We start from the raw sequence: 25,652 nt of genomic DNA on the forward strand, positions 1-25,652 counted from the left end.
CGGCACCCGGGTGCTCGATGCGCGCAGCGTGGACGACTTCGCCGCCGGGCATCTGCGCGGGTCGGTCAACGTCGGGTTCGACGGCCGGTTCGCCGAGACCGGCGGGATGGTCGCCGAGGTGGGGGAGACGATCGTGTTGGTCACCTACCCCGGCGAGGAGCAGGACGCGGCGGTGCGGCTGGCCCGGATCGGGTCGGACAACGCGCTCGGGTATCTCACCGTCGACCGCGACGGGCGTTTCCCGGCGGAGCTGGCGGAGCTGGTGCAGCCCGCGGTCCGGACCACCGTCGCCGAGCTCGACGGGTTGCTCGCCGCCGAGGCGGTGACCCTGGTCGACATCCGCAATCCGGGGGAGCGGGAGTTCGGGACGATTCCGGGGGCGGTGCCGATCCCGTTGGCGCAGCTGCGGGCCCGGCTCGAGCAGGTGCCCACCGGTAAGCCGATCGTGGTGCACTGCGCCGGCGGGTGGCGCTCGAGTGTGGCCGCGTCGTTGCTGCGGGCGCAGGGCTTCGAGAACGTCTCGGACCTGCTCGGCGGCTACAACGCCTGGGCCGAGGCCCACGTCCCCGCCTGATCCCGGATCTTCCGAAACCCACGGCAGCCCGCCCCCTGGTCGAACAGGGGGCGGGCTGCCGTCGCTCTGCGCGCCCCCCGTCCGGCCCGAAGAAGGTCGTGACCGACTGGGATCATGCCCGGTGACGGTCCGGTCGGCGACAGGCCGGAATGCCTGCTTTCAGCTCGGGTAGGTTCGTGCGGTGATCCCGGCGCCCTGCGAATGCCGGACTCGGCAGATCGACGCGGGTCGCGTGTCCCTCGTACCTCATCGTGTCGATGAAGCCCGTCATCTCCGGTTGCGGGAGTCGAGTTTTCTCACGAACAAAGTTGTTGCAGCGCTCAGGATTTCGACATCCGCACGGAGCCTGTTGTTCTCTGCCTCCAAACGCTCGAACCCGGCGTTCTCCGCGCTGGTGAACCCGGGTCGGGTGCCCGCGTCGATGTCGGCCTGCGCGACCCGTCAACGCACCGACTTCGTTCCCACACCCACCTGCTCGGCCGCCGCCGCACCGCAGCGGTCACCGAGGAGTACTGGTCTCGGTGCTCTGTCACCGAGCGCACCGCACGGGCACGCAGTGCGGCGTCGATCTTCCTCGGCATGGTGCTCATCCTTCCAACTCGCAAGGATGCGGCATCAAACCCTGGGCGATTCACCCTGGAATTCTCCCGGCCGGTCGGTGCTCCATGTCAGGTGGGCGTTCAGGTCGTAGGTCCAGGGAAGTCCGGCGTTCTTCCATCCGCTCTTCATCCGTTTGCCGTGATAGGCGCTGTGCGGGTCATCCACGAGTCCGCCCTCCATCCCGTCGAGGACATTGTGGACGTTCTCGAAACCGGCATCTGCCAGGGCGTCGACCGCCCGTGCGCTGCGTTCCCCGGAACGGCACATCAACAGGAGAGTGTCGGTGCGGGAGTACAAGCTCATCACTCGGGACACGAAGTTGGGATTGGGTTCTGTAAGGGGTTCGTTCCGCTGTGTGTCCCATTGGTAGGTCAGGAAGACGAAAGGAAGGTTTCTCGCCGTCTCGACGTGGCCCACGAACAGATATTCTTCCGGTGTTCGGACATCGATGATGCTGGTGTGGCCCGGCTGGGTCATTTGCAGCTCGTAGGCCTGAGGGGCTGTCACGTACAGACCGAGGCTCGTCTGTTGCTTCTCTGGTATTGCGGAGGTTTTCTGTCCTGCGCGAGGGATCGAAGAGCGACTGACTGCTTGCTGACGTTCGGGCATCGACGTATCTCCTGGTTCTCCTCGGCGGCACCGGCGGGGCGAACGATCCACAGCGGGTGCGGGCGAGAAGCCCGTCGTTCGCCGCCAGGTCCCGGTCGGACTCCGCGGTCACGCACGGTCATGATCGGGGAAGTGATTTCGGACAGGGCCGAGGCCCCCGCTCATCATGTGCGGGGGCCTCTGTCCAGGCCGGTGCAGACGACGAATTGCTGATCGACAGGGTCGGCTCCGGACAGGTTCGCCGGCGTGTTCTCCGGTCGGAGGTGACCACGGCATCGAACCGGTTCCTCGCCTTTCGGTTCGCGATTGCAAGCACCGCGTGCCGGTGGGGGGAAGAGCCTGCCCTCAGAACGGCTTGTCGCCGACGATCGTCGCGCGTTCCATCTTCCGGACCGCCGGCCAGTAGTCCTGGACCGCGTAGTGCTGGGTGCAGCGGTTGTCCCAGATCGCGACGCTGTTCTTCGTCCAGCGCCAGCGAACCTGGTACTCGGGGATTGCCGCACGGCTGATCAGGTAGTTGAGCAGGTTGCCGGCGGCGGGGGCGTAGTCCGCGCCGTAGCGCACGTTCTGTGGCGTGTGGAAGTTGACGAAGTTCGTGGTGACCGCGTTGACGTAGAGGATCTTTTCCCCGGTCTCCGGATGGGTGCGCACCACAGGATGCTCCGCGTCGGGGTATCGCTCCTTCAGCTCGAGGCGCTGTTCCATCGGCTTGGAGGCACCGAAAACAGCTTCGAAGCTGTGACGGGCCCGCAAGCCGTCGATCTGTTCCTTGACGCTCTCGGGCAACCCCCGGTACGCCTCGGCCATGTTCACCCAGATCGTGTCGCCCCCCACTTCGGGAGTCTCGACGCAGCGCAACACAGATCCCATCGAGGGGAACTCCCGCCAGGTCGTGTCGCTGTGGAAGATGTTCTCGATATGCTCCGGCTTGCTGTCGAGGTCCTTGTAGAGCAGTGCCAAGCCGGATTCGTTGCCCGTATTCGGGTTGTACCCTTCGAGCTCACCGAACCGTCTGGCGAAGGCGAGATGGTCGGCGCGGGTGATGTTCTGGTCACGCAGGAACAGGACCTTGTACTCGAGCAGGAGTCTTTTCACCTCGGCGAACAGAGCGTCGTCGCGTGCGATGTCGGCGAGGTTGACGTCGAACAGTTCAGCGCCGATGTGGCAGGTGAGCGGCTTGGCTTCGATCGTAGCCCGCGGAACGTCGCCGGCTGCCGCGGCGGCTGTGTGCTTTGCGCTCGGAAGAGTGTCGGTCATGGCTTTCTCCTTGGTGTGGGTTGCAATGGTGTGGCTGTTCCGACCCGTTCGGTTCGGGCCGCGAAGTCCGCGGAACGGTGGGAGAGTCAGACGCAGAGAACCGAGGAACCGATGCTGCGGCCCGCTTCGAGGTCCCGGTGGGCCTGCGCTGCGTCGGGTAGGGCGTAGCGCTGATTGATGTCGATCTTGATGCGGCCGGTCTCGACATGGTCGAACAACTCGTTCGCAAGCTCGGCACGCTCTGTCGGGTCGGCGAGATAGTCCGCCAGCGCGGGTCGGGTGACGAAATGCGACCCCTTGGTCGCGAGTTGCAGGGCATCGATCGGTGGAATCGGGCCGGATGCGGTACCGAAACACACCAGCAGGCCCCGCCGTTCGAGCGAGTCGAGGGAGGCGGCGAACGTGTCCTTGCCGATGCTGTCGAACACGACCGGTACACCGACACCGTCGGTCAACTCCCGCACCCGCGCGGCTACATCCTCCTTTCGGTGGAAGATGACGTGATCGCAGCCGTAGGCGCGAGCCACTTCGGCTTTGTGATCATTGGAGACGGTGCCGATCACACGCAGTCCGAGCAGTTTCGCCCATTGCAGGAAGATCAGGCCGACCCCGCCGGCTGCGGCGTGCAGAAGAACGGTCTCGCCAGGCGCGAGCGGATGAATGCGGCGCAGAAGATAGGCCGCGGTGAGGCCGCGGGTGGTCATTGCGGCCGCTGTCTCGGAGGAGATCGCGTCGGGCAGTCCGATCAGGGAGGTCGCCGGCATCACCCGCTCTGTGCTGTAGGCACCCAAGGGACTGTGTGCATAGGTGACGCGATCACCGACGGCAACGTGCGATACGCCGTCGCCGACGGCCTCCACGACGCCGGCCGCCTCGATCCCGAGTCCGGCGGGAAGTACGGCCGGGTAGTAGCCGGTGCGGAAGTAGGTGTCGGCGAAGTTGACTCCGACCGCCGTGTGCCGGATCCGGACTTCCCCGGGTCCTGGTGTCCCGACGTCGACCTTCTCCCATCGCAGTACCTCGGGACCGCCGGGTTGATAGAAGCGGATCGCGTGTGCCACGGAAGTCTCCGTTTCGACTGGACCCGACGCTCGGCCGGATCATGGTTCTGGTGTGCGATTCACGGGGCCGTTTCCACCGGGCCCCGGCGTCCTCGATGTTTCGGCATCGACGCAGTTCGGCCGGCCGGCAACCGACGTGAGTTCCCTCGGGGATCCCCAGCACACGGCGAGCCGGCACCGTGTGGAAGTTCCTTTTTCGGGTCCGGTGTTCATGCGCTCCCCTGCGGGGCGAGCATCTGACCTCGTTGGGGATTACGGCAAAGATTAGGACAGCGACCCAGCTCACGTCTTGACCGTGGGTGGCAGAATCATTGATCATCCGTGGCGCATCGTAGGAGGACTGATGACTCTGCTCGTGCGTAACGCGGTGCTGAATGGTTACCTGGACCTTGCCCGGTCCCTGGGAGTCGACCATCTTCCGCTGTTGAGGAGGGTGGGACTACACCCTGCCGACCTGGTGGTGCACAACCAGTGGATCGCGGTCGACACGGTCGCCGAGCTGTTGCACCTTTCCGCCGCCGCGTCCGTCGAGGCGTTCGGGCTTCGTCTGGCGGAGAATCGGCGCCTGTCCAATCTGGGTCCGATCAGCCTCGCCGCCCGCGAGGAACCCGACGTCCGCAGCGCGCTGAGCATGATCAGCCGCTACGAGCACCTGCACAGCGAGGCACTGCACATCCGAGTGTTCGAGCTCGACGGGCTCGCCACTGTCAAGGTCGATCTCGACCTGAGTGCGGAGACCGACGGTCGGCAGCTCATCGAGCAGACCGTCGGCACGGTTGTTCGTATCGTCCGCACGCTCGTGGGCGGCCACTGGAAGCCGGTCACCGTCTGCTTCACCCACATGCCCCCGACCGACCTCACCATCCATCATCGGGTCCTCGGTTACGCGGTCCGATTCGGCGCGGACTTCAACGGGCTCGTGCTGTACTCCGCGGAACTCGACGCGCCAAATACCCTGTCCGATCCTCTGTTCCGCCCGTTTGCGCAGCAATACATCGAAGCGATCGCTCCTGCCCGGAGCGCCGACGAACTCGATCGCATCCGCAATCTGATCGAGGCGCTGCTCCCCACCGGACGCTGCTCGCTCCAGCAGGTCGCGCACACCCTGGGTATCGACCGCAAGACCGTTCACCGGCACCTCGCGAAATCGAACGAGACCTTCTCGTCGATTCTCAACTCCGTCCGTATCAAGCTCGCCCGTCAGTACGTCGGACGCCAGAGCCGTTCCTTGACGGAAGTCGCGCAGTTGCTGGGGTTCTCCGAACTGTCGGCGTTCTCGCGGTGGTTCCGCAGGGAGTTCGGCACCAGTCCGAAGGCCTGGCGGGCAATTCGCCGCGACGCCTGATTCCGATCCACCGTCTCGGCCGTGGTGACCGTATCCGCGGCTTCCCCGGGCCGCGTCTCGGGAATCCGGCCACGGCGAACCCACACGGGCGTGTTTCCCGGTACATGCCCCATCATGTCAATCGAAGTGCCACCATCGGTCAAGAAGTACCTACGGCGCTCGGATAATGTGACGCGTGCCACCTTCGCATGCTGGCCTACCGCGCCGCCGTCCCTCCTGGAGTGCACCTTGACTACCGACATCCCGACCTCCCGTACGCCCGTGGTCGATTCGATGCGTGAACGCGGCGGCTGGAATCCCATGTGGGACCAGCTGTTCGACTGGGATCCGGAAGGGACCGAGCACTTCATGGCCTTCGCCACGGCGCCGATGCGACGAGGTGTGCTCTCTCCCCAGGTGGTGGAGCTGTTGAGCATCGCCATCGACGCCGCCTGCACCCACATGTATGCGCCGGGGGTCCGTCGGCACATCCGCGCCGCCCTCGAACTGGGAGTGACCCGGCAGGAGATCCTCGCCGTGCTGCAGTACGCCAGTGCGGTGGGGATCCACGCCTGCAATCTCGGCGTTCCGATCCTCGCCGAGGAACTCGCCGCCTACGAGGGGCGCGCCGGCGGACAGTGACACGCCACCCACGTAACACCTCACAACGATAAGGACGATCATGCACTACCTCGACGATTCGCTGCTGCCCGAGAACCAGGAAAAGCTCGTCATCCAGGTCGCCCCGTACGGTCCGGAGTTCCTGCCCGGGGACTCGGACGACATCCCGGTGACGATGGACGAGCAGATCCAGAAGGCGGTCGACTGCTACAACGCCGGCGCGCAGGTGCTGCACGTGCACGTGCGCGAAGAAGACGGCCGCGGCTCGAAGCGGCTCGAAATGTTCAACGAGATGCTCGCCCGGCTGCGCGAGGCGGTGCCGGAGATGATCCTGCAGGTCGGTGGGTCGATCTCGTTCGCCCCGCCCAAGGACGGCGAGGCGGCGAAGTGGCTGCCCCACGACACCCGTCACATGCTGGCCACCCTGGACCCGGCCCCGGATCAGGTGACCATCGCCATCAACACCAACCAGATGAACCTGGTCGAGTTGATGACCGACGACGATATCGCCGGAACTTCGTTCCAGGACCCGGCTATCTACAAGGCCTACCGGGACATGACCGTCGAGGCCGGCCCCGACTTCTACCTCGAGCACCTGCGCCGCCTCACCGACGCAGGTATCCAGCCGCACTTCATGCTCGGAAACCTGGCGCAGCTCGAGACCGTGGAGCGGCTGATCCGGCGGGGTCACTACACCGGTCCGCTGGTGCTGAACTACGTCGCGATCGGCGGCGGCGCAGCCGGCGTGCACCCGGCCGATCTGATCGAGTTCATCCGCCGAACCCCCGACGGCGCGGTGTTGACCATCGAGTCGATCATGCGTCACGTCATCCCGATGTGCACGATCGCGATCGCGCTCGGCCAGCACGTGCGGGTAGGCATCGAGGACAACCTGTGGGGTCGCAAGGGCGAGCGGCGGACCTCGGTCGAACAGGTCGAGCAGATGGTGCGCATCGCCGGTGAGCTCGGCCGTGAGGTGGCCACCTGCAAGGACGCGCGCGAGATCTACAAGCTCGACGAGACCTACGCCGACACCGACACCGCTCTGGCCAAGCTCGGCTACGCGCCGAACCGCAAGCCCGGCCAGCTCGGCTTCCTGCACCACGCCTGAATGATCACCGACAGGTGATCCGCGCCTGAACCCCGGGGGCGCGCGGCCGACACGGTTCCGCGCCCCCGGTACCCGCGGGGCCACGGGTCCCCGCTCCCGGTCCCGATCGGCCATAGGAGAGCCCATGGGCACACACATCACCACGACCACCGAGGACCCGGCCGCCGCCCCGGCCACGTCGAGCCGCAAGTCGCGAATCTACCCCTGGGTCGTCTTCGTTCTCATCTTCGGTTTGCTGTTGTCGGACTACATGTCCCGTCAGGTTCTCAGCGCCGTCTTTCCCTTCCTCAAAGAGGAATGGGCACTCTCTGATTCGGAGCTGGCCGCGCTCAACAGCGTGGTCGCACTGATGGTCGGCCTGTGTGCCATCCCCCTGTCCCTACTGGCGGATCGATGGGGCCGCCTCAAGAGCGTGATCTTGATGGCGACGATATGGAGTGTGGCCACCCTCATGTGTGCCGTGGCCACCAGTTACGGCCAGATGCTCGGTGCGCGGTTCCTCATCGGCGTGGGGGAAGCCGCCTACAGCAGCGTGGGCCTCGCTCTGTTGCTCACGATCTTCGCTCCCGGAAAACGTTCTGCCATCAGTGGCGCGTTCTTGGCCGGCTCGCCGATCGGCTCGGTGGTAGGGGTCATGCTCGGTGGGGTCATCGCCGTCCACGTCGGTTGGCGCTGGTCGTTCGCGTCCCTGGCGATCCTCGGATTGATCCTGGTGGCGCTGTTCCGTGCCGTGGTCACCGAACGTCGGCTGGCGGAATACCGATACTCGGACCCAGCCGAGGCGCAACAGACAGCAGCGCAGGGCTATCGCGCCCCCTTGTCGAGCCTGATCACCAACCCGGCGGTGCTCTGCGCCTATATCGGTGGAGGGCTGTTGGTTTTCACCCCCGCGGTGTTGATGGCATGGCTGCCGAGCTTTTTCAATCGCTACTACGACATGGTCCCGGACCGCGCCGGTGCGATGGCAGCACTGTTCATCTTGTGCATCAGCGTCGGTATGCCACTGTGTGGCCTGATCACCGATCGGATCAGTCGGATCGCCCCGATACGCAAATGGCTCGTTTCGGCGATCTTCTGTCTCCTGTCGGCGGTCCTGCTGCTCACCGGTTTTGCCGCCGAACCAGGAGTGCCGCAGTTGGTGATGCTCGCAGCAGGAGCATTCTTCTCCAACGGGGCCTTCGGACCGGTAACCGCACTCGTAGCCGATCTGACCCACTCCAGTCTCCGCGCCACCGCTCTCGGCACAGCTATCCTGTTCTACAACTTGCTGGGGTTGGCGCTGGGTCCGATGGTGGTCGGGGCCCTGGCCGACCGGATCGGCCTGTACTCGGCCCTGCAGCTCTCGCCGCTCATGTATCTTGCCGCCATCGTCGCGCTGGTCGTGGGCAAGCGCCTCTACCCAGCGGGAACACGCAAACTCGCCGCACTGGACACGCGTCCGACCATGTGACTTCTCCGATTCTCCTGGAGGCGACCGTGAACATCACCAATTGTCCGACCGTGGTCATCGTCCCCGGTCTCGCTCCGCTCGCCACAGACCATTGGCAGCACCAACTCGCTCAGCAGCTTCCCCAGGTCTGCACCGTCGAACGCCCCACCGGGACCCCACTCGATCGGGCAGGGTGGGTGGCCGCCCTCGAAAAAACCCTGTCCGACATCACCGGACCCGTCGTGGTCGTCGCCCACAGTGCCGGTGTCCTCACCACCGTGCACTGGGCGCGGGAAGCCACACGGCCGGTCCACGGAGCGCTCCTGGTCACCCCACCGGACTTCGAACTGCCCCTTCCCGACGGATACCCATCGGTGGACGAACTCACCCGATACGGGTGGAACCCGATCCCACGTCGGCGCCTGCCGTTCCGCAGCATCGTCGCTGCAAGCTCCGACGATCCGCTTGCCTGCCCCCGGCGAGTCGCCGGCATGGCAGAGATGTGGGGCAGCCGCCTGGTCGACCTCGGCGACGTCGGCCACCTCACCCCGGCCTCGGGTTATGGGTACTGGCCGCAAGCCGAAGACCTTCTCCAGGACCTGATCGCCAGGGTCCCCACGGGCGCCGCCGTTCGTCGATGAGGCCGAACCGGGCGGATCCCGACACCGTCGTCCCACCCACCACCTCCGACGAACTTTCCGGCCGGACCGTCGCCGGCCCCGACCGACCGAACCACGAACAGAGAGACAGCCAGCGTGCTCAACCTATCCGCACTTCTCGACGACTCCGCTCGCCGGTACCCCGACCGCGAGGCCCTCGTGCTCGGCGACGTACGGCTGACCTACGCGCAGACCAATCGCTACGCGAACCAGGTGGCCAACCTTCTGATCTCCCGTGGTGTCGAACCCGGCGACAAGGTCGCACTCTCCTGCCCGAACCTGCCCCAGTTTCCGATCATCTACTACGGGATCCTCAAGGCAGGCGCCGTCGTCGTCCCACTCAACATCCTCCTCAAGGAAGACGAAATCGACTACCACCTAGTCGATTCCGGCGCCGTGGTGTACTTCTGCTTCGAAGGAAGCGACGAACTTCCCTTGGGGAGGCGCGGGTGGACCGGGTTCGGTCGGGCACCGCAGTGCCGAGAGATGTTCCTCATCACCGCCGACTCCGCGGCGACCGCCGAGACGGGACTTCCAGGCATCGAAAACCTGGCTCAGGCTCTCCAGAGGCAACCTGCCGAGTTCGAAACGGTGGTCCGCGAACCGGCCGACACCGCAGTGATCCTCTACACCAGTGGAACAACGGGCAAACCCAAAGGTGCCGAGCTGACCCACGCCAACATGACGCTCAACGCGCTGACCGCCAACCAGCTCTTCGGAAGCAATCCCGTCCCGCACGACACACATCTGATCACGCTGCCGCTGTTCCACTCGTTCGGTCAGACCGCCAATCTCAACGCGGGCTTCGCGGTCGGTGCAACCCTGGTGCTCCAGCCCCGCTTCGATGCTGCGGCCGCGCTGGAACTGATGACACGAGAAGAGATCACCGTCTTCGCCGGCGTACCGACGATGTACTGGGGCCTGCTCGGCGCCCTCGGCGACGGTGTCGACGTCGACCGGATCGCACAGAACATGCGGCTGGCGATCTCCGGCGGTGCGGCGCTGCCGGTGGATATCCTCACCCGCTTCCGGGAGCGCTTCGGAATCGACATCCTGGAGGGCTACGGACTGTCCGAGACCTCACCGCTGGCCATCTTCGGTGACCCTGCTCGCCCTCCGCGTCCGGGATCGATCGGCGTCCCGATCTGGGGTGTCGAAGCCAGGCTCGTCGACCCGCGCTGGAACACGATCACCGGTACCGACGTCGTCGGAGAGATCGCGATCCGCGGCCACAACATCATGAAGGGCTACCACAACCAGCCCGAGGCCACCGGTCACGTCATGCGCGACGGCTGGTTCCGCACGGGCGACCTCGCCCGACAGGACGAAGACGGCTACTTCTACATCGTCGACCGCGCCAAGGACATGATCATCCGCGGGGGATTCAACGTCTACCCGCGGGAGATCGAAGAAGTCCTGGTGACCCACGAGGCCGTTTCCCTCGCCGCGGTGGTCGGCATCCCGCACGAGAGCCACGGCGAGGAAATCAAGGCGTTCGTCATCCTCGAGCCCGGCGCGAGCCTCACCGAGGACAAGCTGATCGCCTGGGCCAAGGACCAGATGGCGGATTACAAGTACCCCCGCGAGATCGAGTTCGTCGCGACCTTGCCCATGACAGCGACGGGCAAGATTCTCAAGCGCGAACTCGTCTAGTTCTCGTCACCACCGATTTTTCCCATTCCGGACGAAAGGACGTCGCGATGCAGCTTCAAGGCAAGGTCGCGGTCATCACAGGAGCAGCCCAAGGCCTGGGCAAGGCCACCGCCGTGGCGATGGCGAAGGAAGGCGCAGACACCGTCGTGTGCGACATCCAGGAAGACCTGCTGCACGAGGTGGCCGAGGAAATCGAGGCCCTGGGCAGGCGGTGCCTTCCCGTGCGCTGTGACGTCTCCTCGAGCCGAGAGGTCACCCAACTGTTCGAACGAGCAGTCCAGGAGTTCGGTACCGTGCACATCCTCGTCAACAACGCGGCCCGCGTACCGATCAACGCCGCGGAAACAGAACGGCGGAACAAGCACTACGCGTACGTGACCACCCCCGTGCCCCGCTCGTCGCTCGGCATCACCAGCAGCCTCGAGGACGAGGACTGGCTCAAGTGGTGGGATGTCAACGTTCACGGGGTCTTCTATTGCACTCGTGAAGCGCTGAAGTTCATGGAGCCCCAGAAGTACGGCAAAATCGTCAACATCACCTCCATCGCGGGCGTCTCGGCGGCCAGCACTCACAGCCCCGGATACTCCGCGAGCAAAGCTGCCGTCGCCAGTCTCACCAAGACCGTGGGCTTCGATGTCGCCGGCTCGAACATCTATGTCAACGCCATCGCCTGTGGTGCCGTCCTCACACCGGCACTCGAGGAGGTTCTGGGCGTTCTCAGTGACGAGCAGAAGGCCAGCATCTACCAGATGATTCCGCTGGGCCGGATCGGCAAGCCCGAGGAATACGCCTCCCTCGCTGTATATCTGGCTGGAGATACGCACTATCTTGTCGGACAAGTACTCAACGCGAACGGCGGAATCGTCATCTGACACAGCAGTTGTGCAGTGGTTCCGGAATCCGGGCTGCGTCGATCGCTCCTGCCCGGGCGGAATACTCGCCGCGAAGCGAACAACTGATGTCGATTCCCACGCTCAACGACTCTCGCCATTTGGCCATGTTCAACGGAAAGACTTCATGACTGATTACGATGCCCTTGTCATCGGCGGAGGGCAATCCGGCCTCGCCGCCGCCCGTGCCCTGTCCCGACAAGGATTGGACACGGCGATCCTCGAGGCCGGAGACGAACCCGTGGGTTCCTGGCCGCGCTACTACGACAGCCTCGTCCTGTTCTCCCCGGGCCGATACAGCTCTCTACCGGGGATGGCGTTTCCGGGTGGTGAAGACCGCTACCCCCGCCGAGACGAGGTGATCGACTACCTGCGTCGCTACGCCGACACCGTCGACGCCGACATCCTTACCCACCAACGCGTCGACACGGTCGAGTACGACGGAACAGGCTTCACTGCCCACACGGCCGGCGGGGATACCTTCACGGCCCCACGACTCGTCGCCGCCACGGGTTCCTTCGACTCACCGTACGTTCCCCGCCTGCCCGGACTGGACACCTTCACCGGCACCGTGCTGCACGCCAGTGAGTATCGTGAGCCCACTGCGTTCGCCGGTCAGCACGTGATCGTCGTCGGCGCGGGAAACTCTGCCGTGCAGATCGCCGTCGAACTGGCCGAACATGCCGAAGTGACCCTCGCAAGCCGCAATCCGCCGAAGTACCTGCCCCAGGAGCCGCTGGGCCGCCCCCTCCACTTCTGGGCCACGGTCACCGGGTTCGACGCCGCCCCGATCGGTCCGTATCTGCGCACGGCTCCCACGCAGCGCGTCCTCGACACAGGTCGCTACCGTCGCGCCCTCACTATCGGAAACCCTGTCCCCAGAAGCATGTTCACCAGTATCGACGGCACCACCGTGAACTGGCCGGACGGCACCACCTCCACCGCGGACTCGGTGCTGCTTGCCACCGGATACGCCCAGCATCTGCCCTATCTCGTCGGACTCGGAGCCCTCGATTCCACCGGTCGTGCCCGACATCGCGGCGGCATCTCCACCACCCATCCCGGGCTTGCCTACCTCGGAATCGACTGGCAGCGCACCCCGTCTTCGGCATCCCTGCGCGGAGTCGGCCGCGATGCAGAATTCGTCGCCGCTCGTCTTGCCCGTACCCGGAAATCCACGACCACCGGGCTTGGGTCGGCGAAACAATGAACCTTTGTGGCCCGCTGCCCTCGTGCTCGACGAGAAGGTCAGCGCGCTGGCCGGTGCCGCCGGACTGTTCGACATCGCCAACGGGATGACCGTGCGCGCATCTCCGAAAGACGTCGCCTTCCCCGACGTCGACCTCACCGCCCATCTGTTCACCGAACCCCGCGGTGACTGGCTCGGCTTCGACACCACCGTCTCGTTCGGTCCCGACGGCCTGGGGGTTGATCAGCAGCGTCCTCCATGACACCCGCGGTCCCGTCGGCACCGTGTCCCAGGTCCTCACCGTCCGCCCCAACCGACCGTCGTGCCGGCGGGGGTGTCCGCGACGGACACGGTCAGGCGCCGACGTAGGCCGCGAGGTGCTCGCCGGTGAGGGTGGAGCGGGTGGTGACGAGGTCGGCCGGTGTGCCCTCGAAGACGATCCGGCCACCGTCGTGGCCGGCGCCGGGACCGAGATCGATGATCCAGTCGGCGTGCGCCATGACCGCCTGGTGGTGCTCGATGACGATGACCGACTTGCCGGAGTCGACGAGCCTGTCGAGCAGGCCGAGCAGTTGCTCGACGTCGGCGAGGTGGAGTCCGGTTGTCGGCTCGTCGAGGACGTAGACGCCGCCCTTCTCTGCCATCCGGGTGGCCAGCTTGAGTCGCTGCCGCTCACCGCCGGACAGCGTGGTGAGCGGCTGGCCGAGGCTGAGGTAGCCGAGCCCGACGTCGGCGAGCCGCTGCAGAATCTTGTGGGCCGCCGGGATCCGCGACTCGCCGGCGCCGAAGAACCCCTCGGCCTCGGCCACCGGCATCGCGAGCACGTCGGCGATGTTCCGGCCGCCGAGCGTGTACTCCAGCACCTCGGCCTGGAACCGCTTCCCCTCGCACTCCTCGCAGGTGGATTCGACGGTGGCCATGACGCCCAGGTCGGTGTAGATGACTCCGGCGCCGTTACAGGCGGGACACGCGCCCTCGGAGTTGGCGCTGAACAACGCCGGCTTCACGCCGTTGGCCTTCGCGAAGGCCTTCCGGATCGGGTCGAGCAGTCCGGTGTACGTCGCCGGGTTGCTCCGCCGCGAGCCCTTGATCGCCCCCTGGTCGACCGACACCACCCCGTCGCGCCCGGACACCGAACCGTCGATCAGCGAGCTCTTGCCCGAGCCTGCCACTCCGGTGAGGACGACCAGCACGCCGAGGGGAATGTCCACGTCGACGTCCTGCAGGTTGTGGGTGTCGGCGCCGCGCACTTCCAGCACACCCGACGGTGTACGCACCGAGGGCTTCACCGACGCGCGGTCGTCCAGGTGCCGTCCGGTGAGCGTGTCACTGGCACGCAGCTCCTCGACGGTGCCCTCGAATACCACCTTGCCGCCCTCGGTGCCGGCGCGTGGTCCCAGGTCGACGACGTGGTCGGCGATCGCGATCACCTCCGGCTTGTGCTCGACGACGAGCACCGTGTTGCCCTTGTCGCGTAGTTGCAGCAGCAGGTCGTTCATACGCGCGATGTCGTGCGGGTGCAGGCCGATGGTGGGTTCGTCGAAGACGTAGGTGACGTCGGTGAGCGAGGAGCCGAGATGGCGGATCATCTTGGTGCGCTGGGCCTCTCCCCCGGAGAGGGTGCCCGCCGGGCGGTCGAGTGAGAGGTACCCCAACCCGATCTCGGCGAACGAGTCGAGGAGGTGTTGCAGCCCGGTGAGCAGCGGGGCCACCGACGGTTCGTCGAGGCTCCGGACCCAGACGGCCAGGTCGCTGATCTGCATCGAGCAGACGTCGGCGATGTTCTTCCCCTTGATCTTCGACGACCGGGCCTCCTTGCCGAGCCGGGTGCCGTCGCACTCGGGGCAGGTGGAGAAGGTCACGGCCCGTTCCACGAACGCCCGGATATGCGGCTGCAGTGCGTCGACGTCCTTGGACAGCATCGACTTCTGGATCTTCGGGATCAGTCCCTCGTACGTCAGGTTGATACCTTCGACCTTGATCTTGGTCGGCTCCTTGCGGAGCAGATCGTGCAGTTCCTTCTTGGTGTACTTGCGGATCGGCTTGTCCGGGTCGAAGAAGCCGCAGCCCCGGTAGATCCGGCCGTACCAGCCGTCCATGCTGTAGCCGGGGATCGTGAGCGCGCCCTCGTTGAGCGACAGACTGTCGTCGTACAACGCGGACAGGTCGAAGTCGGTGACCGCGCCCATCCCCTCGCAGCGCGGGCACATGCCGCCGAGCCGGTGGAAGGTCGCCCTCTCGGTCTTCGTCTTGCCGGCGCCGCGCTCGACCGTGATCGCACCGCTGGCCTTCACCGAGGGGACGTTGAACGAGTACGCGTTGGGCGAGCCGATGTGCGGCTGCCCCAGCCGGCTGAAGAGGATGCGCAGCATCGCGTTTGCGTCGGTGGCGGTGCCGACGGTGGAGCGGGGGTTCGAGCCCATCCGCTCCTGGTCGACGATGATCGCGGTCGTCAATCCTTTGAGTACGTCGACATCGGGCCGGGCCAGCGTCGGCATGAAACCCTGCACGAAGGCGCTGTAGGTCTCGTTGATCATCCGCTGCGACTCCGCGGCGATCGTGCCGAACACCAGAGAGCTCTTGCCCGAGCCGGAGACGCCGGTGAACACCGTCAGCCGGCGCTTCGGGATCTCGACGCTGACGTCCTCGAGGTTGTTCACGCGCGCACCGTGCACGCGGATCAGGTCGTGGCTGTCGGCAACGTGCCGCGCGTGCGACCGCGTGTCCGTCCTCGTGGCCATGCTCGTGGTGTCTCCATCTGCCGGGAGGGGAAAGCTCGAGTCAATGGTGACGTCCATGGCGGTCAGGTTAGGTGCGGCTCGACGACTTCCGCTTCTCGATTCCTGATCGGTCTGGTCACCGTCTTCGCGACACACGACGGCATCCCTGCCGCCGCGTGCGCCGCCTGACGGCGGTAGATGCTGGGCGGCACACCGACCAGTTCGGTGAAGCGGGTGCTGAAGGTGCCCAGCGACGAGCAGCCCACCGCGAAACACACCTCGGTGACACTCAGATCGCCGCGACGCAACAGTGCCATTGCGCGTTCGATTCGCCGCGTCATCAGGTATGCGTACGGCGACTCGCCGTACGCCGCCCGGAACTGCCGGCTGAGGTGCCCCGCCGACATGTGCACCCCGCGGGCGAGCGCCTCCACGTCCAGCGGCTGTGCGTACTCCCGATCGATGCGGTCACGGACGCGGCGCAGCCGCGCGAGATCGCGCAGGCGCTGCGCGTCAGCAGGTCCCCCGGTCACGTACGCGATCGTGCCACGTCGCAGCGGAGTTGCCCAGCGCTTCCGACGTGCCGCGCGTGGACGGCGAGTACGTCGACGAGGGGAACGGACTCGCGCTCGGCGGATCGATCAGGAATCGAGAAGCGCGGGACACAGAGACGCTCCTAACCTGCTCGTCATGGATATCACCATTCACACGAGCTTCCTGCCGCACGACGACCCGGACGCCTCCCTCGCCTTCTACCGCGACGTCCTCGGCTTCGAGGTCCGCAACGACGTCGGGCAGGGCAAGATGCGCTGGATCACGGTGGGCCCCGCCGGTCAGCCCGACACGTCCATCCTCCTGGCGCCGCCGGCCGTCGACCCGGGCATCACCGACGACGAGCGCCGCACCATCGCCGAGATGATGGCGAAGGGCACCTACGGCTGGATCCTGCTGGCCACCCCGGACCTCGACGCCACATTCGAAAAGGTGCAGGCCGGCGACACCGAGGTCGTCCAGGAGCCGACCGAACAGCCGTACGGCATCCGCGACTGCGCCTTCCGCGACCCGGCGGGCAATCTGGTCCGCATCCAGGAGCTTCGCTGAGCCGTGCGGGCGTCGATGCGGCCGTGCCGGTCGGCACCACCGAGCACCTGGCGTGCCGAGGCCCGCCACCCCAGGTGCTCGTAGACGTCGAGGGAAGACGAAGAGGGGGTGCTCTCATGTGTCAGGCCGAATGGCGACGTGCACGCGCCGAGGCGCAGCGCCTGACCGATCTCGCGCGGCTGCGCCGCGTCCGTGACCGGATCGAACGGGAGTACGCGCAGCCGTTGGACGTGGAGGCGCTCGCCCGCGGCGTGCACATGTCGGCCGGGCACCTCAGCCGGCAGTTCCGGGCCGCATACGGCGAGTCGCCGTACGAGTACCTGATGACGCGGCGCATCGAACGCGCGATGGCGCTGTTGCGTCGTGGCGATCTCAGCGTCACCGAGGTGTACTTCGCGGTGACAAGACCGGTCAGGAATCGAGAAGCCCGGGCCGGCAAGCAGTCCCTAGCGTGATGGTCATGACAACCACCGCATCCCACACGTCCATCGCATCTGTCACCCTCGAGGTGGCCGACCCCGAGACCGCCTACCGCTTCTACACCGCCTTCGGCGTGGACACGTACCTACGCCTGCGAGCATCCGAGTCGCACTCCACCGGATTCCGTGGCTTCACCCTGGCGCTCACGGTGTCCCGGCCGGCCACCGTCGACAGCTTCCTCGGCGCTGCCGTGGACGCCGGCGCCGCGGTGCTCAGGCCCGCCGCGAAGTCGCTCTGGGGCTACGGCGGCGTCGTCCAGGCCCCGGACGGGACGATCTGGAAGGTCGCGACCTCGGCGAAGAAGGACACCGGCCCGGCCACCTGTGAGATCGACGAGATCGTCCTGCTGCTCGGTGTGGAGGGCGTGAAGGCCAGCAAGCAGTTCTACGTCGGCCGGGGCCTGACCGTGGCCGAGAGCTTCGGTGGCAAGTACGCCGAGTTCACTGCCGGCGAGTCCAGCCCCGTCAAGCTGGCGCTGTACAAGCGCCGCGGCCTGGCCAAGGACCTCGGCGTCCCCGCCGACGGCACCGGCTCGCACCGCATCGTCCTCGGCAGCACGGCCGGCCCCTTCATCGACCCGGACGGATTCGCCTGGGAGGTTGCCACATCGTTCACCCCCGCGCCGCCCGCGGTGCCTGCACAGTCCTGACCGGCCTCATCCCTGTTGTGAGAGGAAACCTGCCATGCAGCAACCGAAGCCGTCCCCCGAGAACTCCGGCGCGACCGCCGAGCAGTACCACGGATTCACCGCCGAGGAGCGGGCCGCGATGAAGGAGCACGCGCAGGAGCAGAAGAAGGCGGCGGCGCGGCGCGGCTCGCGGGCGGAGAAGGAGGCGGCAGCGGAGCGGGACGTGCTCGCGAAGATCGCCGAGATGCCGGAAGCGGACCGGGTCCTCGCCGAGCGGATCCACGACATCATCAGGACCGCGGCTCCGGACCTCGCGCCGAGGCTCTGGTACGGGATGCCCGCGTACGCCAGAAACGGCAAGGTCCTCTGCCACTTCCAGAGCGCGCAGAAGTTCGGGTCGCGGTATGCCACGCTCGGCTTCAGCGACGAGGCGGCACTCGACGACGGCGCCATGTGGCCGATCGCCTACGCCCTGAAGGAGCTGACCGCGGCCGGCGAACAGCGCATCAGCGCGCTCGTGCAGAAGGCGGTGGGCCGAGCGCCGGAAGTAAGCCCGGGTCAGCCGTAGGAGGACTGGATTCGCTCGGTGCAAGGATACCGTGTCGCCATGGGCATTCCTGCGGGCCCTCGCCGAACAGGCCCGGCTGCTCGAGACGGTGCGGGAATTCGACAGCTACCTGCGCGCCGATGCCGGCCGGATCCCCACTACGAACGCCGCCGCGCCGGCAAAGCCATCTCCACCGCCTTCACCGAGTCCGCGGGCAACCAGGTCGTCTGCAAACGCATGGTCACCAAGAAGCAGATGCGCTGGACACCGGCGGGCGCCCCTACGGCTGATCAACCGCGTTCGCACCCACTACCGCCTGGCCGTCCCGACCCACCACCTGCCGACTCGAATGATCCTCAATTGCCGCACGCTCTTGAACGCCGAGTTCATGGGGCGAGTCGAGAGTTCCGTAGGTTATCGATCCTGCTCGGCGTTCCTGATGTCGATCGCGAGTTGGTCGGCGGCCATGTCGGTGGCTCTGGAGACGATCCGGTTGGCGGCTTTGATGTTTGCGGCGATCTGATCGGCGAGGTTGGTTTCGTACACCACGATCACGCCGGCCTGGCCCTCGTCGAGGATCTCACCGAGTTCTTTGACGTCGCTGCGTTTCATCCGGTCGCTGGCGTGCCCCACCACGGCCCCGAGGGCGGTCCCGCCGGCGGCGGCGCCGACGAGACCGATTCCCACGGGCGGGAACAGCGCCGCTACCACGCCCACCGCCAGTCCCCAGCCGAGGCCGACCGCTGCCCCGTGGCGGGTGGGTTGCTCGTGCTTCTTGACGATGTGGACCTTCCCGTTCTCGTCCTTGGCGATGACGGACGCGTCGAAGTCGTGGGAGGTCCGTATCTCGCGGTACAGCTGCTCGAGTGCCTCGAAGTCCGCTACCGCGTCCTCGACTCTGTCGTATGCCGCAGCGCTCACGTACAGGATGTCGTGCTCGTGTTTGCTCATCTCCAACCTCCGAGTTCTGACCGACCTGCTGCCGGGGCTGACCGAAGGACGTCAGCGCCTGGCCGCCGTCGCCTTGCCCAGGGTGAATCCGGTCGGTGCCCCGGGGCGCCCCGGCACCCCGAGTGCACTGTCCGAGCCGGTTGCCGTGGCGAGCGTGCCCCGGGCGGAGAAGTTCGGCCCGACGGCACGGTTCGTCCTAGTAGTCGGCTCGCGGATTCCAGGTCGACACCGCCCAGATGACCACCACGTCCAGCGCGATGACCAGGACCGACCAATACGGGTAGTACGGCAGCCACATGAAGTTCGCCAGAATCGACAGTGCCGCGACGACGATGGCCGCCACCCGCGCCCACGTCGCGCCGGTGATCAACGCGATGCCCACGACCACCATCACCACCCCGAGGGCGATGTGGATCCACCCCCACGCGGTGAAGTCGAACTTGAACGTGTACTCCTGGCCCTGGACGAACAGCTCGTCCTCGGCCACTGCCGCAATCCCTTGGAGGAACTGGACGATGCCGACCGTGGTCATGATGACCGCCGCCCCCACCGACGTCCCCGCTGCGATGCCCTGCTTGACGCTGATGCTTCCCCGTTCGTGACGTACATCCTCGGACATGGCGGTCCCCTTCACCGATGGGATGAGACCTCAGCAGTATGCGCCGATCCCGCACCCGCCCGGGGGGAAGTGCTGATCTTCCTCTCTCCCAGGCCGACAAGCGACGGCGATCTCGTTGGAGATCAGCGGCGCGTTCTCGCGTCGGTTGCCCGTGGCGTCTCGGATGGGTAAACGGCATGTCCGCCGGCCCGGATCGGAGTTGAATGGAATGACGCAGGCGTAGTGGGACTCGACAGCAAGTAAGCCCAAGTCATGGTCCACCGCCCCCGTCCCGGTCCGGTTGCGGCCTGTGCGGGAGGCACAGCGTTTCGGGGTGCGCGATGATCGAAGCAGTGACAGGGCTCCGCGCCAGAAGACACGAGTCCGTCGAGCCCCGATCCGAACCACCCGCACATAACGACGACGAGACTCGTGACGGTGGTGTAGCGCTCCGGCGTCTTCTCGCGTTGGCCATGCTGACCCGGGCGCAGGCTGCGCTGCTCGTCGACGATGTGATCTGCCAGCTCGAACTGGCACGCCGCCAGGGCCGCTACCCTAGTCGGCTGCGGGACGACGCCGTGACCGTGTCCGAGACCGGACGGCTCACGATCGCATGGAACGGGAGTGCGGCGGACGGGCACGCAGCGGACGAGTCGGTGGCGAGGCTGCTCCGCAGCGTCGTGACGAGCTGCCGCTGTCCGGAACGGGCCGACCAGGTGGACGAATCGATCGACGAAGCAACAGATCTCGAGGACCTGATGCGCCGGGTTCGTCACGTGGTCGCAGCCGACGGCGACCCGGCCGAGGAGTCCCGGGTGCGGAGCCAGCTCGCCGCGCTCGTCGCGGTGGTGGCGGGACGCCCCTGTCCGGACGGTCCGGTGGTGGCGCAGGCGGCCGCGCCGCGGCGGCCCGGCAGAGCGACCGGGACGTCTCTCGCACCGGCCGGTTGGTATCCACCGGCCCGCATTGGGTGGCATCGCCGGCGCAGACGGCCGTCGCGACGGCAGGGGGTTCTCGGTCTCGTCGCGATCCTGATTCTCGTCGGGACGCTGTGGGCGGCTCCGCGGGTGTGGGCGGAGCTGCGTCGAGGCTGGGACGCCGTCCTGAACCCGGTGGATACGTCGGAGCCGAATCGGATAAGTCCGGTCTCGCCCCCGCCTCCCGAACCCGCAGGCGACCAGGGCAAGTCGGCGACGGGAGCGGGAACCACGGCGCCCGGGCCGGTCCAGGTCGGGGCCCCGGCAGCCGCGGGACCGATCAGTCTGGTCACCGCCACTTTCGCCAACGGCGAATGCACGTCCGGACGCATGTGCGCCGTCCGGGTCGACGTACACCTCGACTCCACCGCGAATGTCGGCACAGTGACTTGGAAGTTGAATGTCTACGACCGATGTTCCGGCGCGGTCGGCACGAGCGCCGAGGTTTCGCTGGCGGCGCAGCCTGGCGGGGAAGAGGTGTACGGAATCGGCTGGGCGGATCTGCCGCCCGCTGCGGCGCTGGGTGTCGCCGCGGTGACCAGCGCCCCGGCGACAGCCGCCTCGGAGCCGCTGTTGGTGCCCGCCGAGAACGCGACCTGCTGAGGCGGCGAGGGAGGGGACATGGCCGAACGCCGGCGGGAATCCGATCCGTGGATCGTGACCGCGGCCGTGGTCCTGGTGGTGCTCGGCCTGCTGAATCTGACCGCGATCGGGATGACCTCGCATGCCGTTCGGCACGCACTGTTCGCCGCGACCGGTCTCGTCCTGATGCGCGTCGTTTCTCGCCTGCGGACGAGTGATCTGCGAGCATTCGGGTGGACGGTGCTCACCGTGGCGACCGTGCTGTTGGCAGCCGTGCCGCTCGCCGGGGTCGCGACCAAGGGCGCCCAGCGCTGGCTGGATTTCGGCGTGTTCACCGTCCAGCCGTCCGAACTCGCCAAACTCGCTGTCGTGCTGGTCCCGGCCGGCATACTGGCCGGGGGCTTCACCCTCGGCCGGTTCGTGGCAGCCCTGACGGCCACCGGGGTGCCGATTGCGCTCGTCGCGCTGCAACCGGACCTGTCGACTGCCCTGGTGCTCGTCGCGACGGTCATGGTCATGCTCGTCCTGGCCAGGGTGCCGCTGCTGCCCCTGCTGCCGTTGTTCGCGGCGGGAGTCGCATCGCTGCCGCTCGCCGTTCTCATCCTCCGCCCCTATCAACTCGAACGCGTGCACGTGTTCCTGTCGAGCAACGTCGACCCGAGCGGGGCGGGGTGGGCCGCACTGCAGGCGGACATCGCCATCGGCAGCGGCGGTTGGTGGGGTCTGGCGCGAGACCCCCTCTATGGGGTGAGAGCCGACTATCTCCCCGAATCGGAACACGATCTCGCCTTCGCGAGCCTCGTGTACGGATGGGGACTGTTCGCCGGCCTGGCAGTCGGGGTTGCCACCACGGTGATCGTGTGGCGGACGGTCCTCGCCGCCCGCACCGCCCGGACCCGTGAGGCGGCGCTGGTCGCGGCGGGAATCGGCGCGTCGTTCGGGATCCACGCCCTGGTATCGATCGGTGCGAGTCTGTCCCTGATCCCGCACACCGGCATGCCGATCCCACTGTTCAGCTACGGGGGGACTGCCGCCCTCGTCGCATTCGTGGCAGTCGGACTGGTACTCGCGGTGCGCAGAGACGGCGTCGGGCGGCCGCTGTGGCGTCCGGAACCGAGACGGCACCGTCGACTGCGAGGGGTCTCGGCAGGGGCCGTCGGCCTGACAGCGTCGCTCGTCGCGATGTCGATGGTCACCTGGCAGCTGCAACACGTCCGCGGTGCGGAGCTCCGCACCGCGGGCGAGGCGCAGATGATGCGCTGTATCCGACTGCCCGCCGAGCGCGGTCTCATCGTCGACCGCAACGGCGTGCCGCTCGCCCTGAACGCCGCCGAGTACGCCGTTGCCGTCCTACCCCAGGTGTTCGACGAGAACGATCCCGGCTCGCGCAGTCGACTCGCTGCGCTGATCGGCATCTCCCCGGACGAACTCGCCGAGGTGATGAGTGGACGTGCCGAAGGGGAACCGCAGGTCCTCGTCGGCAGGGTCGCACCCGAACAGGCTCGGAAGGTTGTGAACGCGCGCCTTCCCGGGATCCTCGTCGCTCCGTCCGGCCGCAGGACCTACCCGCACGGCGCGACGCTCGCGTCGGTACTCGGCCATGTCGGGGTCGCCGACCAGCAGGACATGCAACGCTGGCCGCATCTCGCGCTCGGATCGCGGGTCGGCAAGGCCGGACTCGAGAAGCAGTACGACGCGTTGCTGCGCGGCACCGACGGCAAGCAGTGCATGTACGTCGATCCGACCGGACGTCCGGTCGCCACCGGCGAGCGGGTGGACCCGATACGGGGACACGACCTGCGGTTGCACCTCGACATCGGCCTGCAGGACCTGGCGACCACTGCGTTGACCGAAGCCGTCCGCACCAGCGGAGGTGACCTGGGCGCCGCGATCGTGATGGACGCCCGCACCGGGGCGGTACGGGCCATGGCCGGCGTGCCCGGATTCGACAACAACGCCTACGGCCCGCCGGCCGACCTCGGTGCCCTTGCGGCGCAGGCTCAGTCGTCCGGACCGGGATCGATGGTCAACCACGTCGCCCAGACCGCCGCACCGCCCGGGTCGACGTTCAAGATCGTCACCGCCGCCGCGAACGCCGAGAACCCGGTCCTGGCACCGGAGACCGTGATCGCCACCGGCGCGGCCTATACCTACGGTGGGCACACCTTCCGGAACTGGCAGCCGATGGGGCCACACAACCTGCTGCAGGCGATCCAGTGGTCCGACAACGTCTACTTCTACCGCCTGGCCGAACTCCTCGGTCCCGAGCGGATCGCCACGGTCGCCGAGCAACTGGGCGTGGGGCAGCGATCGGGAATCGACCTGCCGGGCGAGGCCGAAGGATTCCTCGGCACGCCGGAGACGGTGGCACGTATCGGGGCCACCTGGTATCCGGGCTCCACGCTGCTGATGGGCATCGGCCAGGGCACCGTCAGCGCGACCCCACTGCAAGTGGCGCGGTGGACGTCGGGCATCGCCACCGGTGCGATGGTCACCCCTCAGCTCGCGGCGGCGTACGGGTCGACGGACAACATCCCGATTCCCACGGCAGAGCCCCGTCGGCTGCCCTTCGCCGACCGACTCGATCCTGTTCGCGCGGGGATGCGGGCGTCGGCGTCGGCCGGTACGGCCGGACAGCTGGCCGATCTGCCGGTGCAGGCAGGCGCCAAGACCGGCACGGCGGAGGATCCGTCGGCACCCGGGGAAGGTCTCAACGCCTGGTTCTCCGCGGTCGCGCCCCTGGACGCACCCGAGATCGTGGTGTCGGTGCTTGTCCGCGGCGGTGGGTTCGGGTCGGCGACCGCCGGACCCGTGGTCGAGAAACTCCTCCGACGGTACTTCCCGCCCCCGCCGGTCCTGGCGCCGAATCAGTGATCAGCTGCTGTACGCCGCAACCACCTCGGGATGCTCCAAACAGGCCGTGGCACCTTCCGCGACACAGGTGAGGGGACGCTCCGCGGTCTTCACCGGGAACCCGAAGGACTCCTCGAGCAGCTGCGACAGACCGCGCAGCATCGCCCCCCCACCGATGGCGAGCAGCCCCTCCGACATCACGTCGCCGATGGCCTGGGCGGGCAGGTCCTCCAGGCAATCGGTCAAGGTCTGCACGATTCCCGTCGTCGTAGGCCGCAACGCATCCACGATCTCCTCGGTCTCGAGCGTGACCAGCCGGGCGCGGCCGGTGACGGCATCGCGGCCCTCCACGATGAGGGACTGCCCGTCGGGCGTTCCGGGCCTGCCCACCTTCGCCCGCTCGGCGGTGAGCTCGCCGACGATGATCTTGTGCTCCGCGCGGAGATACTGGTACAGCGCGTTGGTCAGTTCGTCCCCGGCGAGTCGGCAACTGCGGTGGGAGAGGATGCCGCCGAAACAGATCGCGGTGACTTCCGAAGTGCCGCCGCCGATGTCCACGACGAGGTGGGCGCGCGGTTCGAGCGGGTTGATCCCGCAACCGAGGGCGCCCGCGACCGGCTCCGGTACCAGGCCGACCTTGCGAAGACCGGCCTCGTGTCCGACCTCGAGCAGCGCGCGACGCTCGAGCGGCGTGGCGCCGGCGGGAACCGAGATGACACCCTTCGGTCGTAGACCGTACGCCCTGTGCGGGGCGACCCGCTTGATGACGGCCGTGACGAAGGTACGGGCCGACTCCAGGTCCACGATCACGCCGTCGCGCATCGGGCGAACCGGGGTGATGCCGATGGGAGTGCGGCCGACCAGGCCCCGAGCATCCTGACCGATCGCGAGTGCGCGATGCGGATCCTTCGTGCGAACCAGCATGAACGATGGCTCGTTGAAGACTATGCCGTCTTCGGGGATACCGACGACAGTGTTGGCAGTTCCGAGATCGATTCCGAGTCCACCCACGTCGGCCTCCGAAAGGGATTGAACCGAGACCATCCAGATGTTACGCAGCGGCGGCGTCGTGCGGGCGGATATGGTGTGCCGCCGAACATGCCGTAACCCGGTGCGCAACGCGGTGCAGGCCACACGTGATCACTCTGCGGGCCGCTGCGTCGGCGTGCGTGATGAGCAGGGCGTCAGGGGAGTAGAGGGGCCTTTCGCGCAGTGGGTTCGGTACGAGAGCGTGCAAA

General features: G+C 67.0%; 22 protein-coding genes and 2 pseudogenes. 16 read left to right on the forward strand and 8 right to left on the reverse strand.

What is annotated here, in order from left to right:
- Positions 1-574 (forward strand): rhodanese-like domain-containing protein (locus G6038_RS10465; protein ID WP_165037594.1); only part of this gene is annotated, 574 nt, incomplete at its 5' end.
- A 615-nt stretch (positions 575-1,189) separates the two neighbouring features.
- Here G6038_RS10465 and G6038_RS10470 read toward each other — a convergent pair.
- From G6038_RS10470 to G6038_RS10480, 3 genes are all read right to left on the reverse strand, one after another.
- Positions 1,190-1,783: a rhodanese-like domain-containing protein gene (locus G6038_RS10470; protein WP_165037595.1), complete on the reverse strand. Its 594-nt coding sequence runs from the start codon at positions 1,781-1,783 to the stop codon at positions 1,190-1,192.
- A gap of 345 nt (positions 1,784-2,128) precedes the next feature.
- Entirely contained in the window at positions 2,129-3,040 is a 912-nt protein-coding gene (locus G6038_RS10475) for a TauD/TfdA family dioxygenase (RefSeq protein WP_165037596.1), read from the reverse strand.
- A gap of 86 nt (positions 3,041-3,126) precedes the next feature.
- On the reverse strand, positions 3,127-4,101 hold the full coding sequence (locus G6038_RS10480; RefSeq protein WP_165037597.1) for a quinone oxidoreductase: 975 nt from the start codon (positions 4,099-4,101) through the stop codon (positions 3,127-3,129).
- 343 nt (positions 4,102-4,444) lie between these two features.
- Here G6038_RS10480 and G6038_RS10485 point away from each other — a divergent pair, with 343 nt between their 5' ends.
- The 9 genes and pseudogenes from G6038_RS10485 to G6038_RS10525 all read left to right on the forward strand — a co-directional run.
- A complete protein-coding gene (locus G6038_RS10485; RefSeq protein ID WP_165037598.1) occupies positions 4,445-5,446 on the forward strand; it encodes an AraC family transcriptional regulator in 1,002 nt (333 codons plus the stop codon).
- Between the two features lie 228 nt (positions 5,447-5,674).
- Complete coding sequence (locus tag G6038_RS10490) at positions 5,675-6,067, forward strand: carboxymuconolactone decarboxylase family protein (protein WP_165037599.1); 393 nt, start codon at positions 5,675-5,677, stop codon at positions 6,065-6,067.
- 40 nt (positions 6,068-6,107) lie between these two features.
- Positions 6,108-7,157: a 3-keto-5-aminohexanoate cleavage protein gene (locus G6038_RS10495; protein ID WP_165037600.1), complete on the forward strand. Its 1,050-nt coding sequence runs from the start codon at positions 6,108-6,110 to the stop codon at positions 7,155-7,157.
- Positions 7,158-7,281: 124 nt separating this feature from the next.
- Entirely contained in the window at positions 7,282-8,607 is a 1,326-nt protein-coding gene (locus G6038_RS10500) for an MFS transporter (protein ID WP_206024538.1), read from the forward strand.
- A 26-nt stretch (positions 8,608-8,633) separates the two neighbouring features.
- Positions 8,634-9,227 (forward strand): alpha/beta hydrolase, encoded by a 594-nt coding sequence (locus G6038_RS10505; RefSeq protein WP_165037601.1) that lies wholly within the window; start codon positions 8,634-8,636, stop codon positions 9,225-9,227.
- Between the two features lie 114 nt (positions 9,228-9,341).
- Complete coding sequence (locus G6038_RS10510; protein ID WP_165037602.1) at positions 9,342-10,898, forward strand: long-chain fatty acid--CoA ligase; 1,557 nt, start codon at positions 9,342-9,344, stop codon at positions 10,896-10,898.
- A gap of 47 nt (positions 10,899-10,945) precedes the next feature.
- On the forward strand, positions 10,946-11,770 hold the full coding sequence (locus G6038_RS10515) for an SDR family oxidoreductase (protein WP_165037603.1): 825 nt from the start codon (positions 10,946-10,948) through the stop codon (positions 11,768-11,770).
- Positions 11,727-12,998 carry an NAD(P)/FAD-dependent oxidoreductase gene (locus G6038_RS10520; protein WP_240918417.1) on the forward strand — a complete coding sequence of 424 codons (1,272 nt, stop codon included), beginning with the start codon at positions 11,727-11,729 and terminating at the stop codon, positions 12,996-12,998. The genes G6038_RS10515 and G6038_RS10520 overlap by 44 nt, the downstream gene beginning before the upstream one ends.
- Before the next feature lie 19 nt (positions 12,999-13,017).
- Positions 13,018-13,291, forward strand: a pseudogene (locus G6038_RS10525) (thioesterase family protein); the annotation flags it as partial.
- 39 nt (positions 13,292-13,330) lie between these two features.
- Here G6038_RS10525 and G6038_RS10530 read toward each other — a convergent pair.
- Both G6038_RS10530 and G6038_RS10535 read right to left on the reverse strand, forming a co-directional pair.
- A complete protein-coding gene (locus G6038_RS10530) occupies positions 13,331-15,718 on the reverse strand; it encodes an excinuclease ABC subunit UvrA (RefSeq protein WP_165037658.1) in 2,388 nt (795 codons plus the stop codon).
- A 62-nt stretch (positions 15,719-15,780) separates the two neighbouring features.
- On the reverse strand, positions 15,781-16,230 hold the full coding sequence (locus G6038_RS10535; RefSeq protein WP_165037604.1) for a helix-turn-helix transcriptional regulator: 450 nt from the start codon (positions 16,228-16,230) through the stop codon (positions 15,781-15,783).
- A gap of 157 nt (positions 16,231-16,387) precedes the next feature.
- Between G6038_RS10535 and G6038_RS10540 the strand changes: the two genes are divergently transcribed.
- From G6038_RS10540 to G6038_RS10555, 4 genes and pseudogenes are all read left to right on the forward strand, one after another.
- A complete protein-coding gene (locus G6038_RS10540) occupies positions 16,388-16,798 on the forward strand; it encodes a VOC family protein (protein ID WP_165037605.1) in 411 nt (136 codons plus the stop codon).
- Between the two features lie 116 nt (positions 16,799-16,914).
- Positions 16,915-17,196: pseudogene (locus tag G6038_RS10545) on the forward strand (AraC family transcriptional regulator); the annotation flags it as partial.
- A 62-nt stretch (positions 17,197-17,258) separates the two neighbouring features.
- Positions 17,259-17,927: a glyoxalase gene (locus G6038_RS10550; RefSeq protein ID WP_165037607.1), complete on the forward strand. Its 669-nt coding sequence runs from the start codon at positions 17,259-17,261 to the stop codon at positions 17,925-17,927.
- 34 nt (positions 17,928-17,961) lie between these two features.
- A complete protein-coding gene (locus tag G6038_RS10555) occupies positions 17,962-18,474 on the forward strand; it encodes a DUF1801 domain-containing protein (protein WP_165037608.1) in 513 nt (170 codons plus the stop codon).
- Between the two features lie 393 nt (positions 18,475-18,867).
- Here G6038_RS10555 and G6038_RS10560 read toward each other — a convergent pair whose 3' ends face one another.
- Entirely contained in the window at positions 18,868-19,404 is a 537-nt protein-coding gene (locus G6038_RS10560) for a DUF1269 domain-containing protein (protein WP_165037609.1), read from the reverse strand.
- 196 nt (positions 19,405-19,600) lie between these two features.
- Positions 19,601-20,023, reverse strand: a complete 423-nt coding sequence (locus G6038_RS10565; protein ID WP_165037610.1) for a hypothetical protein — start codon at positions 20,021-20,023, stop codon at positions 19,601-19,603.
- Between the two features lie 452 nt (positions 20,024-20,475).
- Between G6038_RS10565 and G6038_RS10570 the strand changes: the two genes are divergently transcribed.
- A complete protein-coding gene (locus G6038_RS10570; RefSeq protein WP_165037659.1) occupies positions 20,476-21,582 on the forward strand; it encodes a hypothetical protein in 1,107 nt (368 codons plus the stop codon).
- Between the two features lie 18 nt (positions 21,583-21,600).
- On the forward strand, positions 21,601-24,435 hold the full coding sequence (locus G6038_RS10575; RefSeq protein ID WP_165037611.1) for an FtsW/RodA/SpoVE family cell cycle protein: 2,835 nt from the start codon (positions 21,601-21,603) through the stop codon (positions 24,433-24,435).
- Here G6038_RS10575 and G6038_RS10580 read toward each other — a convergent pair whose 3' ends face one another.
- The gene (locus G6038_RS10580) at positions 24,436-25,425 is read right to left on the reverse strand and encodes a rod shape-determining protein (RefSeq protein ID WP_165037612.1); all 990 of its coding nucleotides are present in this window, start codon (positions 25,423-25,425) and stop codon (positions 24,436-24,438) included.
- Positions 25,426-25,652: the final 227 nt, after the last annotated feature.

Source organism: Rhodococcus sp. 14C212 (assembly GCF_011058195.1).
Lineage (GTDB): Bacteria > Actinomycetota > Actinomycetes > Mycobacteriales > Mycobacteriaceae > Rhodococcus > Rhodococcus aetherivorans.

Bases quoted from the DNA above. Each gene is read 5' to 3' on its own strand.
- G6038_RS10470 (WP_165037595.1), bottom strand. From the start codon at position 1,783: ATGCCCGAACGTCAGCAAGCAGTCAGTCGCTCTTCGATCCCTCGCGCA.
- G6038_RS10475 (WP_165037596.1), bottom strand. From the start codon at position 3,040: ATGACCGACACTCTTCCGAGCGCAAAGCACACAGCCGCCGCGGCAGCC.
- G6038_RS10485 (WP_165037598.1), top strand. From the start codon at position 4,445: ATGACTCTGCTCGTGCGTAACGCGGTGCTGAATGGTTACCTGGACCTT.
- G6038_RS10495 (WP_165037600.1), top strand. From the start codon at position 6,108: ATGCACTACCTCGACGATTCGCTGCTGCCCGAGAACCAGGAAAAGCTC.
- G6038_RS10500 (WP_206024538.1), top strand. From the start codon at position 7,282: ATGGGCACACACATCACCACGACCACCGAGGACCCGGCCGCCGCCCCG.
- G6038_RS10515 (WP_165037603.1), top strand. From the start codon at position 10,946: ATGCAGCTTCAAGGCAAGGTCGCGGTCATCACAGGAGCAGCCCAAGGC.
- G6038_RS10530 (WP_165037658.1), bottom strand. From the start codon at position 15,718: ATGGCCACGAGGACGGACACGCGGTCGCACGCGCGGCACGTTGCCGAC.
- G6038_RS10540 (WP_165037605.1), top strand. From the start codon at position 16,388: ATGGATATCACCATTCACACGAGCTTCCTGCCGCACGACGACCCGGAC.
- G6038_RS10550 (WP_165037607.1), top strand. From the start codon at position 17,259: ATGACAACCACCGCATCCCACACGTCCATCGCATCTGTCACCCTCGAG.
- G6038_RS10555 (WP_165037608.1), top strand. From the start codon at position 17,962: ATGCAGCAACCGAAGCCGTCCCCCGAGAACTCCGGCGCGACCGCCGAG.
- G6038_RS10560 (WP_165037609.1), bottom strand. From the start codon at position 19,404: ATGAGCAAACACGAGCACGACATCCTGTACGTGAGCGCTGCGGCATAC.
- G6038_RS10565 (WP_165037610.1), bottom strand. From the start codon at position 20,023: ATGTCCGAGGATGTACGTCACGAACGGGGAAGCATCAGCGTCAAGCAG.
- G6038_RS10570 (WP_165037659.1), top strand. From the start codon at position 20,476: ATGCTGACCCGGGCGCAGGCTGCGCTGCTCGTCGACGATGTGATCTGC.
- G6038_RS10575 (WP_165037611.1), top strand. From the start codon at position 21,601: ATGGCCGAACGCCGGCGGGAATCCGATCCGTGGATCGTGACCGCGGCC.